Here is a 12,776-nt window from a genome sequence, read left to right on the forward strand (position 1 = left end):
CGGAGCATTCAGCCCTTGGCGTTGCGCTCGATGGCGAAGCCGGCCCAGGTCTGGCTCACCGGCATCAGTTCCAGGCTGTTGATATTGACGTGGGCCGGGGTGTTGAGCACCCAGAAGATGGTGTCGGCGATGTCCTGCGGCTGGATCGGCTCGGCACCGGCGTAGGTGGCGTCGTAGCGCTCCTGGTCGCCCTTGAAGCGCACCAGGGAGAACTCGCTTTCGCACAGGCCCGGCTCGATGTTGGTCACCCGCACACCGGTGCCTTGCAGGTCGCAACGCAGGTTCAGGGAGAACTGTTTGACGAACGCCTTGCTCGCGCCATACACGTGGCTGCCCGGATACGGGTAGTTACCGGCGATGGAGCCGAGGTTGACGATGCCGGCGCCACGGCCATGGGCGATCAGCCGTGGCAGCAGCAGGCGGGTGCTGTACATCAGCCCCTTGATGTTGGTGTCGACCATGGTGTCCCAGTCGTCCAGGTCGCACTTGGGCGCCGGGTCGACCCCCAGGGCCAGGCCGGCATTGTTGATCAGCCCGCGCAGCTTGGCGAAGGACGGCGGCAGGTTGGCGATCGCTTCTTCCATGGCCTTGCGGTCCCGCACATCGAGCACCAGGCCATGCACCTCGGTCTGCTTCGACAGCTCGGCGCACAGGGCGTCGAGACGCTCTTCGCGGCGCCCGGTCAGCACCAGCGACCAGCCGGCCTCGGCAAAACGACGGGCACAGGCTTCGCCAAAACCGGAGGTCGCGCCGGTAATAAACAGGGTGGAAGTCATGGTGTTCTCCTTGCTGGGCGTCGAACCGCCGTGGAAATGAAAAATCGTTTCGCAGCATGCCCGGCCTGAATCGCAGCGGCAACCGGAGGTTGTGCGAGCCCGGCTATCAGCCTCCCCTGTAGCCGCTGCCGAAGGCTGCGATCGGTCTGGGCGGCATTCCGTTCGAAGAGGGCGTGCTCTTCAAGATCGTTGAAAGGCCCTCCGGGCCTTATCGCAGCCTTCGGCAGCGGCTACAGAGACGCAACTGTACAAAAAACAACCAACACCAGCAAAGCCCCAGTTTTCCTGGCCCGCAGCCACATGCACGCACCTTATCCACAGGACGCTCCACAGTCTTTGGGGGCAAGTGCAAAAGTCCGCAAGCCGCTATCCACAGGGGCTGCAGACGGTTTTAGAAAGTTTTTTGCTTGACCTGGGCATCGCGTCCATGCAGCCCCGGCCGATATAGGCGGCCGAACGGTCAGGCAAGGGATGGCTTCAAGCCAGTAACGACGCTGCCTCGGCGAGTCTTTCCAGAGTTTAATCACAGACTTATCCACAGGCTTGTCCAGGGTATTTTCGCCCTTTGCCTGCGACAATAAAAAGGTTGACAACGGCCGCTCATGGTCCGGCAAAAACGCCTGATCAAAAAACGATCGCCAGCCTGCAGGCCACGCCATTCAAGGCGTCCAGCCAGCTACTCCCACGTTACCCACAGCCAGTTCCACAGCAAACGGGGACAAGTCAAAACCTTGGCAAAACAACTATTTGCAGCGTCTTTATGCCGCGCTTTGCCAGCTTGCGCAGAATGTTTTCCACAATTTGCGTTTTCTGCTGTGGACAAGGTCATCCACCGCCGCCGGCTTCTGTAGGAGCAAGGCTTGCCCGCGATGAACGATAACGCGGTATACCGAACTCACGCGATGAGCTGATCGCGAGCAATCGAGCATCGACCGGCTGCTCCTACGGGAGCGAGGCACCATCGGGATGTGGATAAAAAATGCCCCGGCGGCGCGAACCGGCGGGGCATGTCTTATCCACGGCACTCAGGCTCAGTGACCGCCCAGATACGCGTTACGCACCTCCTCGTTGACCAGCAGTTCCTGGCCGGTGCCGCTCAGGCGGATCTCGCCGTTGACCATCACATAAGCGCGGTCCGACAGCTTCAACGCGTGGTTGGCGTTCTGCTCGACCAGGAAGATGGTCATGCCGGTGGAGGCCAGCTCGCGCAGGGTGGCGAAGATCTGCTTCACCACGATCGGCGCCAGCCCCAGGCTCGGTTCGTCCAGCAACAGCAGCTTGGGACGGCTCATCAGCGCGCGGGCGATGGCGAGCATCTGCTGCTCGCCGCCGGACATGGTCATGGCCCGCTGGGTCCGACGTTCCTTGAGCCGCGGGAACAGTTCGAACATGCGCTGCATGTCTTCGCTGGCGTACTTGTCGCCGATGGGGATGGTGCCCATCAGCAGGTTCTCTTCCACCGTCATGTCCGGAAACACCCGGCGCCCTTCCGGCGACTGGGCGATGCCGTTGGAGGCGATGTAGTGCGAGGACTTGTGGGTGATGTCCACACCGCGATAGATGATCTGCCCGGACTCGGCCCGCGGCTGGCCGAAAATCGACATCAGCAGCGTGGACTTGCCGGCACCGTTGGAGCCGATCAGGCTCACGGTTTCACCTTCGTTGATGTGCAGCGAGACTTTCTTCAGGGCCTGGATCGGCCCGTAGTACACGTCCAGGTCCTTGAGTTCGAGGATAGGCGCAGTCGTCATACCAGTTCCTCTTCGTCCGCACCCAGGTAGGCGGCAATCACTTTCGGGTCGTTGCGGATCGCTTCGGGCCCGCCCTCGGCGATCACGTTGCCGTGGTCGAGCACCACGATATGGTCGGAAATACTCATCACCATGCCCATGTCATGTTCGATCAGCACCACGGTCAGGTCGTGCTCGTCGCGCAGCAGCCGGATCATCGCGCTGAGCGCTTCGGTTTCCTGGGGGTTGAGGCCGGCGGCCGGTTCGTCGAGGCAGATGATCTGCGGCCGGGTGCACATGGCGCGGGCGATTTCCAGGCGGCGTTGCTGGCCGTAGGACAACTCGCCGGCCAGGCGGTTGGCGCAGTCCACCAGGTCCACCACCTCCAGCCAGTAGAAGGCGTGGTCCAGGGCGTCGCTTTCAGCCTTCTGGTAACCCTTGGTATTGAGGATGCCGGCCACCAGGTTGCGGTTGACCCACATGTGCTGGGCCACCAGCAGGTTCTCCAGCACCGACATTTCCCTGAACAGGCGAATGTTCTGGAAGGTCCGCGCCAGGCCCGCCCGGTTCACCAGGTGGGTACCGCCGAACATCTTGTAGAACAGCCGGCTGGCAAAGCGCTTGGGCGACACGAAGTCGGTCACCCGGAACGGCTCGCCCAGCAGCTTGATGACGTTGGTCGGCTTGCCCCGGGTATTGAGGGCGATGTGCCCGCCCGTGGCCTTGTAGAAACCGGTCAGGCAGTTGAACACCGTGGTCTTGCCGGCGCCGTTGGGGCCGATCAGGGCGAAGATGGAGTTGCGCTTGACCTCCAGGCTGACGTCGCTCAGGGCCTTGATGCCACCGAAGTGCATCATCAGGTTCTCTACCTTGAGAATGACTTCATCGCTCATGGCACGCTCCTCTCGACCAAGGCACCTTTACGCGGGGTCACCCCGGTACGGCTGATACGAATCAGGCCTCGCGGCCGCCAGATCATCATTAACACCATGAGAATGCCAAACAGCAGCACCCGGTACTCGGAGAAGCTGCGCAGCAGCTCCGGCGCCACGGTGAGCACGAACGCCGCGATCACCACGCCCACGGTCGACCCCATGCCGCCCAGGACCACGATGGCCAGGATCAGCGCCGACTCGAAGAAGGTGAAGGACGAGGGGTTGACGAAGCCCTGGTAGCTGGCGAAGAACACCCCGGCCAAGCCGGCGGTGGAAGCACCGATGGTGAAGGCCGAGAGTTTCACCAGCACATGGTTCAGGCCCATGGCGCGGCAGGCGATCTCGTCTTCGCGCAAGGCTTCCCAGGCCCGTCCGACCGGCATGCGGGTCAGGCGGTGCTTGATGTAGAGCACCAGCAGCACCACGATGAACAGCACGATGTAGATGAACAGGAACTTCAGGTTGGGGTTGTATTCCAGGCCGAAGAACTCATGGAACGGCACCCCGCCATCCTTCGCCCGCCGTCCGAACTCCAGGCCGAAGATGGTCGGCGACGGCACTGGCATGCCGTTCGGGCCGCCGGTGAAGGACAGCCAGTTGTTGAGGATCAGGCGGATGATCTCGCCAAAGCCCAGGGTCACGATGGCCAGGTAGTCACCGTGCATGCGCAACACCGGGAAGCCGAGTATGCATCCCGCCAGCGCCGCGGCGAGGGCCGCCAGGGGCAGCACGGTCCAGAAGCCCAGGCCGAGGTACTGATAACCCAGCGCCAGGCCGTAGGCACCGATGGCGTAGAACGCCACGTACCCCAGGTCGAGCAGCCCGGCCAGGCCGACCACGATGTTCAGCCCGAGGCCGAGCAGCACGTAGATCAGGCCGAGGATGACCACGGTCAGCAGGTACTTGTTGGCGAAGAACGGGAAGACGATGGCGATCACGATCAGCGCCGGGATGATCCAGCGCAGCCGCGACTTGTAGTCCGGCGCCCGCACATGCACACCGGAACCGGTGCTTTCGAAACCCTGGAGGATCTTCAACCCCTTGGGCGTCTGCAAGAACAGGCTCAAGGCGAAACGGCCGACCATCACGATCGCCACCAGCCAGCCGACGCGGGCCGGTTGCAGGTTGAAGCTGTAGCCCTCGAGTACCACGCCCACGATAGGACCGAACACGATCAGCGAGATCAGCCCGGCCAGTACGGCGTCGATGAGGCTCTTTTTGATATCAATCGGTTTATTGGCAGCAGACATACTTATACCTTCGCCACGAGTGGGCGACCCAGCAGGCCTTGGGGACGGAAGATCAGAATCAGCACCAGCAGCGAGAAACTGAACACGTCTTTGTAGTCGGAGTTGATCAGACCGGAGAACAGCGACTCGGAGATCCCGAGGATGATCCCGCCGAGCATCGCGCCCGGCAGCGAGCCGATGCCGCCGAGTACCGCCGCGGTGAACGCCTTGATGCCGATGATGAAGCCGGCATAGAAGTCGAACGTGCCGTAGTTCATGGTGATCAGTACGCCCGCCAGCGCCGCCATGGCGGCGCCGATGATGAACACGTAGGAAATCACCCGGTCGGTGTTGATCCCGAGGATCGAGGCCATCTTGCGGTCTTGCTGGGTGGCGCGGCACATGCGGCCGAGCTTGGTGTACTTGATGATGTAGGTGAGCACGGCCATGCCGGCGAATGCCGCCACCAGGATGAAGATCTTGGTGTAGGTGAGCTGGACGAAACCGGTGCCGATATCGACCTTCCAGGCGCCGGCCAGCAGCGTCGGTACACCTTGTTGCTTGGCGCCCTGGCTGATCTGCGCGTAGTTCTGCAGGATCAGCGAGATACCGATGGCGCTGATCAGCGGCGCCAGGCGGGTGGAGTTACGCAGGGGTTTGTAGGCGACGCGCTCGATGACCCAGCCATAGATCCCCGTCACGACGACGGTGAAGACCAGGGTACCGAGAATGAGTAGCGGGAAGGATTCGATGCCGAAGTAGGCCAGCAGAGCCAGACTGATTGCCGCGAGGTAAGCGGAAATCATGTAAACCTCGCCGTGGGAGAAGTTGATCATGCCGATGATGCCATAGACCATTGTGTAGCCGATGGCGATCAGACCATAGACGGACCCGAGGGTCAGTCCATTGATCAGTTGCTGCAGGAAAATACCATCCATAACGCAATCTCACGCATTTGAGAGACTGCACACAGCGGATACGACGGCCTGGGGTTCAACCACCCGCGCAACACGACAGTTGTGCAGCTCTACGAGAAAAGACAGGTACTGCACGGACACGCATGCAGCAGGCCTGCGCCCTCCCCTGGAGGAAGGGCCGGCCTGCCCAGACGCTCATGTCACTTCTGTTTTTCCAGCTGGTGGTATTTGCCGTCCTTGTCCCACTGGTAAACCACGTAGTCGGAGACTTTCAGGTCGCCCTTGGCATCCCAGGTCTTCTCGCCCATCACGGTTTTCACCGGGTTGGCCTTGAGCCACTTGGCGGCGTCCTCGCCCTTGTTGGACTTGGCCCCGCCGAAGCCGGCAGCCAGTGCCTGGACCGACGCGTAGGCGTACAGGGTGTAGCCTTCAGGCTCGGTGCCGGCCTTGCGGAAAGCGTCGACCACGGTCTTGCTGTCCGGCAGCAGGCGCGGGTCGGCGCCGAAGGTCATGTACACTCCATCGACGTATTGCGGACCGCCAGCGGTGGTCACCAGTTCGTCGGTGACGATACCGTCGTCGGACATGAACTTGACGTCTTTGAGGCCCTGCTCGCGCATCTGGCGTACCAGCGGACCGGCTTCCGGGTGCAGGCCGCCGAAGTAGACGACATCGGCACCGGCGGCGCGGATCTTGGTGACCACGGCGCTGAAGTCTTTCTCGCCGCGGGTCAGGCCTTCGTACAGCACAGGCGTCACGCCGCGCTTGCTCAACTGGGCCTTGGTGGCATCCGCCAGGCCCTGGCCGTAGGTGTCCTTGTCGTGCAGGACCACGACTTTCTTGCCCTTGAGCACGTCGACGATGTAGTCGCCGGCGACGATGCCCTGCTGGTCGTCACGCCCGCACATGCGGAACATGGCGGAGAGGCCGCGCTCGGTGACCTGTGGGTTGGTGGAGCCCGGGGTGATGGCGATCACGCCCGCATCGCTGTAAACCTCAGAAGCCGGAATGGTCGACGACGAGCAGAAGTGACCGACCACACCGGCCACCTTGTCCTGGTCCACCAGGCGGTTGGCCACGGCCACGGCCTGTTTCGGTTCACAGGCGTCGTCGCCTTTGACCAGGACGATCTTCTCGCCGTTGACGCCGCCCTTGGCGTTGATCTCGTCAGCCGCTGCCTGTGCACCCTTCATGTACTGCTCGCCAAATGCCGCGTTGGCGCCTGTCATGGGACCCGCTACGCCGATCTTGAGGTCGGCCTGAGCAAACGCAGAAACACCCAACGCAGCTGCCACTGCGAGGGCCAGAAAGCCTTTCTTGTAAAACGTCTGGGACATGAGGTGGTGCTCCAAGGTTTTTTTAGTTGGCACTGCGACTTCACCGAATGCTCAGAGCAAGGGCCGTGCCATTGGTTTTTTATTCTGAAAAAAGTCGCTCTTTTATTGTTATTTCGACTGTTTCGAGCCCTTTTTTATTGGGCGTGCAACCGTCTAAACCGCGGAAGGTGAAACCTTACAAAACATCAGGCGCAACCCGACTGCGCCATCATTGCAACCGCGGCGCAAATCAACGTGCAACCAGCCTGTAACAGCCTGCGTAACCGAACTGCACACTACTGGTGCAGGACTGCTACGCCCCGCACCACTACAGGCTAGTCGCTGCGCCGAAAAGCGCCGCACCCGGCAACATATTTCCTCCGTCAGATAACGATCCGCAGGCACTGGCCCGCGTGATACAGGGAGAACCCGGCCTCGTACAGGCAACTGCGCAAGCCCACGCCGGCCAGGGGCTGCATGGGGGCGAAGGGAATCGGCAAGGCCTGAGGATTTCCGTTACACAGGTAATCGGCGAACGCCTTGCCGACCACGGTGCCGGTGGTCACGCCCCGGCCGTTGTAGCCGGTGACCGCCACCAGACCGGGCGCCGGCTCGAACAGACGCATCAGGTGATCGGGGGTAAAGGCGATGCAACCGGTCCAGGTGCACTCCCACTCCACCGTTTTCAGGTAAGGGAAATAGTGCTGTTGTACCCGGTCGGCCCAGGCCTTGAGAAACCAGGCCGGCTTCTGGTTGCCATTGCCCAGGCTGCCCAGCAGCAGGCGGCCGTCGGCGTCCCGGCGAATGCTGCTGAGCACCTGGCGGGTATCCCAGGAACCCTGGCCACCCGGCAGGATCCGCTGCGCAGCTTCCTCGGTCAGCGGCCTGGAGGCGACCTGATAGTAGTAACCGGGGAAAAAATTGCGCCGCAATTCGGTCCAGTCGCCCTCGGTGTAGGCATTGGAGGCAATCACCACCTGCTCGGCCAGCACCGAGCCCTGGGCGGTCTGCACCGACCAGCGCTGGCCCTGGCGTTCGAGACGGGTCACCGGCGAATGGTCGAACAGTTGGCCACCCAGGTCGACCGCGGCCTTGGCCAGGCCACTGACATAGGCCATCGGATTGACCGTACCGGCCCGGCGATCGAGCAAGGCTGCGGCGATCTTCCTGGTGCCGGTGGCGGTTTCACAGGCCGCGCCGGTCAACAGCTCGACCGGCGCGCCCCGGCGCTTCCACTGGGTTTCCCGGCTGCGCAGGTCGGCTTCGCCCCGGGCGTTGTGCGCCATGTGCAGGGTGCCTTCGCGGCGCAGCTGGCAATCGATGCGGTATTTGTCGATCAGGCTGAACACCAGGGCCGGCGCCGCCCCCAGCATGCGGTTGAGCTGGCTGCCGACCGCCTCGCCGAAACCGGCCTCGATCTCGTCCGGCGGGATCCACATCCCGGCATTCACCAGCCCCACGTTGCGCCCCGAACCACCGTGACCGGTGCGATGGGCTTCCAGTACACAAACCCTCTTGCCCTGCTCCAGCAGGTGCACGGCGGCCGACAGGCCGGTAAAACCCGCGCCGATCACGCAGACATCCACCCTGACCTCGCCCTTGAGCGCGGTATTGTCAGGCCTTTGCGGCGTCAGTTTTTCCCACAGGCATTCTTCGCGTAACGGCATTGCCAGACTCCGAAATCAACGAACCACAGACCATGAACCAGCACCTCCCCTGTAGCCGCTGCCGCAGGCTGCGATCGACCGGCACGGTCGCGGCGACCTGAAGACCGCCATAGGCCCGACAGGAGATCGGGAACCAAGCTCCTTCGGCAGCGGCTACAGCGCCCGGCAGGCGGGCGCGATCGGGTCGATCAATCGAAGGTAATACCCTGCGCCAATGGCAACTCCAGCGAGTAATTCACGGTGTTGGTCTGCCGGCGCATATAGGCGCGCCAGGCATCGGAGCCGGATTCGCGGCCGCCGCCGGTTTCTTTCTCGCCACCGAAGGCGCCGCCGATCTCCGCTCCGCTCGGGCCGATGTTGACGTTGGCGATGCCGCAGTCGCTGCCCACCGCCGACATGAACTGCTCGGCCTCACGCACATCGGTGGTGAAGATGCAGGACGACAGGCCTTGCGGCACGGCGTTGTTCAGGCGCAGCGCTTCGGCGAAATCGCTGTAGCCCACCACGTAGAGAATCGGTGCGAAGGTCTCGCTGCACACCACGTCGCTCTGCTCCGGCATTTCGACAATCGCCGGCGACACGTAATAGGCGTTGGGGAACTGGTCTTCCAGCTGGCGCTTGCCGCCGAACACCCGGCCTCCCTCGCTCAGGGCCTGCTCCAGCGCATCCTGCATGTTGTCAAAGCTGTGCTTGTCGATCAGCGGACCGACCAGGTTGCCTTGTAGCGGATGGCCGATGCGCACCTTGGAATAGGCGGCCTTGAGGCGGGTGACGATTTCATCCTTCACCGATTCATGGGCAATCAGCCGGCGCAACGTCGTGCAGCGCTGGCCAGCGGTACCGACGGCGCTGAACAGGATGGCGCGCACGGCCATGTCCAGATCGGCGCTCGGCCCCAGGATCATCGCGTTGTTGCCGCCCAGCTCGAGGATGCTGCGGGCGAAACGCGCGGCGACTTTCGGCGCCACTTCGCGGCCCATGCGGGTGCTGCCGGTGGCGCTGATCAGGGCCACGCGCGGGTCGTCCACCAGCGCTTCGCCGGCGTCGCGCCCGCCGATGATCACCTGGCTCAGGTACTCGGGGGCATCGCTGAAGTTCTTCAGCACGCGCTCGAACAGCGCCTGGCAGGCCAGGGCGGTCAACGGGGTCTTTTCCGAGGGTTTCCAGATCACCGGGTTGCCGCAGACCAGCGCCAGGGTGGTGTTCCAGGCCCAGACCGCGACCGGGAAGTTGAACGCGCTGATCACCCCGACGATGCCCAGCGGGTGCCAGGTTTCGCGCATGTGGTGGCCCGGGCGCTCGGAGGCGATCGTCAGGCCGTACAGCTGGCGTGACAGGCCGACCGCGAAGTCGCAGATGTCGATCATTTCCTGCACTTCGCCCAGGCCTTCCTGGGTGATCTTGCCGGCTTCCCAGGACACCAGCTCACCGAGGTCGGCCTTGTATTCGCGCAGCACTTCGCCGAACTGGCGCACCAGCTCGCCGCGACGCGGTGCAGGCACCTTGCGCCACAACTCGAACGCATGCTCCGCGCGACTGACCTGCTGCTCCACCTCGGCCGCGCCCTGCCAGTTCACCGAGGCGATGTGGCTGCCGTCGATCGGCGAATGCACGGGCTGCTTGCCCGACTGATACAGGGCCGGGTTCACACCAAGACGATCAAGCAATGCGGCAACCATGGGTCACTCCTTACAAATGGAAAGCAAAAAGTCGTAGCCGTTGACACAGCCATTCAGGACTGTAGTTGTAGCCGGCCCGAGACTTGCCAACAAACGACGATTAGGCGAGATATCATTCCGTTTATTCATGCTGCGCAGCCGGGACAAGAACAAGGAACCCTCGATGCTGAACAAACGCTACCTGCCCTCGATCACCGCCCTGCAGTGTTTCGAGGCCGTCACCCGGCACCTGAGCTTCACCCGCGCCGCCGAGGAGCTGAACCTGACCCAGAGCGCGGTCAGCAAGCAGGTCGCGCAGCTGGAAGAGCTCCTGCAACACCTGCTGTTTCGCCGGGTACGCCGGCGCCTGCAACTGACTCCGGCCGGCGACCTGTACTTGGTGGAAGTGCGCAAGATCCTCTCGCAGATCGAGATGTCGACCCACTACCTGCGCTCCTACGGTGGCGAAACCGAAGTCCTGCGGGTGTCCACCCCATCGACCTTCGGCGCGCGCTGGCTGGTGCCGCGCCTCAAGGGCTGGCGCCTGCGCCACCCGCAGATCCACCTGGACCTGTGCAACGAGCAGGAAGCCGACGACCTGCTGCAGGGCCGCAGCGACATGGCGTTCTACTTCGGCCAGGGTTCGCGCCCCGGCACCGAGTGCCTGAAGCTGTTCGGCGAAGAGCTGGTGGCGGTCTGCGCCCCCGGCAGCCTGCCGGACAAGCCGTTCACCGACCCGACGCAGCTGGCCGAGCTGGTGCTGCTGCAACTGGCCTCGCGGCCGCAGGCCTGGCATGACTGGTTCGACAGCCAGGGTTACCACACCGAGCACAGCTATCACGGCCCGCGCTTCGAAACCTTCTACATGTGCATCCGGGCCGCCCAGGTCGGCTGCGGCGTGGCTCTGCTGCCGCGGTTCCTGGTGGAAGAAGAACTGGCCGAGGGCAAGCTGGTGCTGGCATGGGACTACGCCATGCCCAGCCACGATGCCTATTACCTGGCCTACCCCGAACATGCGGCCGAAGTGCCCAAGGTACGGGACTTCGTACGCTGGATGCTGGAACAGATCGACAGCCCGACGCCGGCCTGATCCGGGATAGAGGCCAGACGAATGGACGCCATCGCGAGCAAGCTCGCTCCTACAAGAGCAGCGCAGAATCTGTAGGAGCGAGCTTGCTCGCGATGGGGCCATCAGCCTCGACATCGTCCCCAAGCAAAAAACACTGGCAAAACCCACGGCGGATATGCGCCACTACTGCCTTCATTGAACAAGCTGGAAAGCCGCGCCCTTGATCGCGGCCAGCATGGAGATTCCCGTTATGAGCGAGAGTGTGTTTGCCGATCGCATCGTGCAGAACCTGCTCGACACCGACTTCTACAAACTGACCATGATGCAGGCGGTGCTGCACAACTACCCCAATGTGGAAGTCGAATGGGAATTCCGCTGCCGCAACAGCGAGGACCTGCGCCCCTATCTGGCGGAAATCCGCTATCAGTTCGAGCGCCTGGCCGACCTGAGCCTGAGCGCCGACCAGTTGAGTTTTCTCGAGCGCATCAGCTTCCTGAAACCGGACTTCCTGCGTTTTCTCGGGCTGTTTCGCTTCAACCTGCGGTATGTGCATACCGGTATCGAGAACGGCGAGCTGTTCATCCGCCTGCGCGGGCCCTGGCTACATGTGATCCTGTTCGAAGTACCGATGCTGGCGATCGTCAGCGAGGTGCGTAACCGCTATCGCTACCGCGAAGTCGTCCTGGAACAGGCGCGCGAACAGCTGTATCGCAAGTTCGACTGGCTGAGCGCCAACGCCAGCGCCGATGAACTGTCGCACCTGCAGGTGGCCGACTTCGGCACCCGCCGGCGCTTCTCGTACCGGGTCCAGGAAGAAGTGGTGAACGTGCTCAAGCACGACTTCCCCGGGCGTTTCGTCGGCACCAGCAACGTGCACCTGTCCCGCGAGCTGGACATGAAACCCCTGGGCACCATGGCCCACGAATGGATCATGGCCCACCAGCAACTGGGGCCGCGGCTGATCGACAGCCAGATCGCCGCCCTCGACTGCTGGGTCCGCGAGTATCGCGGCCTGCTGGGGATCGCCCTGACCGACTGCATCACCACCGACGCCTTCCTCAACGATTTCGATCTGTACTTCGCCAAGCTGTTCGACGGTTTGCGCCACGACTCGGGCGACCCGATCGCCTGGGCGGAAAAAGCCATCGCCCATTACCTGAAACTGGGCATCGAGCCCATGAGCAAGACCCTGGTGTTCTCCGACAGCCTGACGCTGCCCAAGTCCCTGGAGATTTTTCGTGCGTTGCGCGGTCGGATCAATGTCAGCTTCGGTATCGGCACCAACCTGACGTGCGATATTCCCGGTGTCGAGCCGATGAGCATCGTGCTTAAAATGGCCGCCTGCAATGGCCAGCCCGTCGCCAAGATCTCCGACGAAGCGGGCAAGACCCATTGCAAGGATCCCAACTTCGTCGCTTATTTGCGCCACGTTTTCCAAGTACCTGCCGCCCTTTCTGGCACATCAAGCAAGGAGTGAAT

General features: G+C 62.7%; 10 protein-coding genes. 2 read left to right on the top strand and 8 right to left on the bottom strand.

Features of this window, described 5'->3' with window-relative positions:
- Positions 1–8 precede the first annotated feature (8 nt).
- From AC07Y9_RS06520 to amaB, 8 genes are all read right to left on the bottom strand, one after another.
- The gene (locus tag AC07Y9_RS06520; protein ID WP_007925222.1) at positions 9–776 is read right to left on the bottom strand and encodes an SDR family oxidoreductase; all 768 of its coding nucleotides are present in this window, start codon (positions 774–776) and stop codon (positions 9–11) included.
- Positions 777–1,807: 1,031 nt separating this feature from the next.
- Entirely contained in the window at positions 1,808–2,527 is a 720-nt protein-coding gene (locus tag AC07Y9_RS06525; RefSeq protein ID WP_007925221.1) for an ABC transporter ATP-binding protein, read from the bottom strand.
- Positions 2,524–3,399 carry an ATP-binding cassette domain-containing protein gene (locus AC07Y9_RS06530; protein WP_102678300.1) on the bottom strand — a complete coding sequence of 292 codons (876 nt, stop codon included), beginning with the start codon at positions 3,397–3,399 and terminating at the stop codon, positions 2,524–2,526. The genes AC07Y9_RS06525 and AC07Y9_RS06530 overlap by 4 nt, the downstream gene beginning before the upstream one ends.
- On the bottom strand, positions 3,396–4,691 hold the full coding sequence (gene livM, locus AC07Y9_RS06535) for a high-affinity branched-chain amino acid ABC transporter permease LivM (RefSeq protein ID WP_102678301.1): 1,296 nt from the start codon (positions 4,689–4,691) through the stop codon (positions 3,396–3,398). The genes AC07Y9_RS06530 and livM overlap by 4 nt, the downstream gene beginning before the upstream one ends.
- A 2-nt stretch (positions 4,692–4,693) precedes the next feature.
- Positions 4,694–5,608 (bottom strand): ABC transporter permease subunit, encoded by a 915-nt coding sequence (locus tag AC07Y9_RS06540; RefSeq protein ID WP_102678302.1) that lies wholly within the window; start codon positions 5,606–5,608, stop codon positions 4,694–4,696.
- Positions 5,609–5,787: 179 nt separating this feature from the next.
- Positions 5,788–6,924 (bottom strand): branched-chain amino acid ABC transporter substrate-binding protein, encoded by a 1,137-nt coding sequence (locus tag AC07Y9_RS06545; RefSeq protein WP_007925216.1) that lies wholly within the window; start codon positions 6,922–6,924, stop codon positions 5,788–5,790.
- A gap of 362 nt (positions 6,925–7,286) precedes the next feature.
- On the bottom strand, positions 7,287–8,570 hold the full coding sequence (amaA, locus tag AC07Y9_RS06550) for an L-pipecolate oxidase (protein ID WP_102678303.1): 1,284 nt from the start codon (positions 8,568–8,570) through the stop codon (positions 7,287–7,289).
- A 188-nt stretch (positions 8,571–8,758) separates the two neighbouring features.
- The gene (gene amaB, locus AC07Y9_RS06555; RefSeq protein ID WP_102678304.1) at positions 8,759–10,249 is read right to left on the bottom strand and encodes an L-piperidine-6-carboxylate dehydrogenase; all 1,491 of its coding nucleotides are present in this window, start codon (positions 10,247–10,249) and stop codon (positions 8,759–8,761) included.
- Between the two features lie 163 nt (positions 10,250–10,412).
- Here amaB and AC07Y9_RS06560 point away from each other — a divergent pair, with 163 nt between their 5' ends.
- Together AC07Y9_RS06560 and pncB are read left to right on the top strand one after the other, a co-directional pair.
- Complete coding sequence (locus tag AC07Y9_RS06560) at positions 10,413–11,318, top strand: LysR family transcriptional regulator (RefSeq protein ID WP_025808040.1); 906 nt, start codon at positions 10,413–10,415, stop codon at positions 11,316–11,318.
- A 229-nt stretch (positions 11,319–11,547) separates the two neighbouring features.
- Positions 11,548–12,774: a nicotinate phosphoribosyltransferase gene (pncB, locus tag AC07Y9_RS06565; RefSeq protein ID WP_007925207.1), complete on the top strand. Its 1,227-nt coding sequence runs from the start codon at positions 11,548–11,550 to the stop codon at positions 12,772–12,774.
- Positions 12,775–12,776 lie beyond the last annotated feature (2 nt).

Source organism: Pseudomonas sp. GW456-L12, from assembly GCF_059424045.1.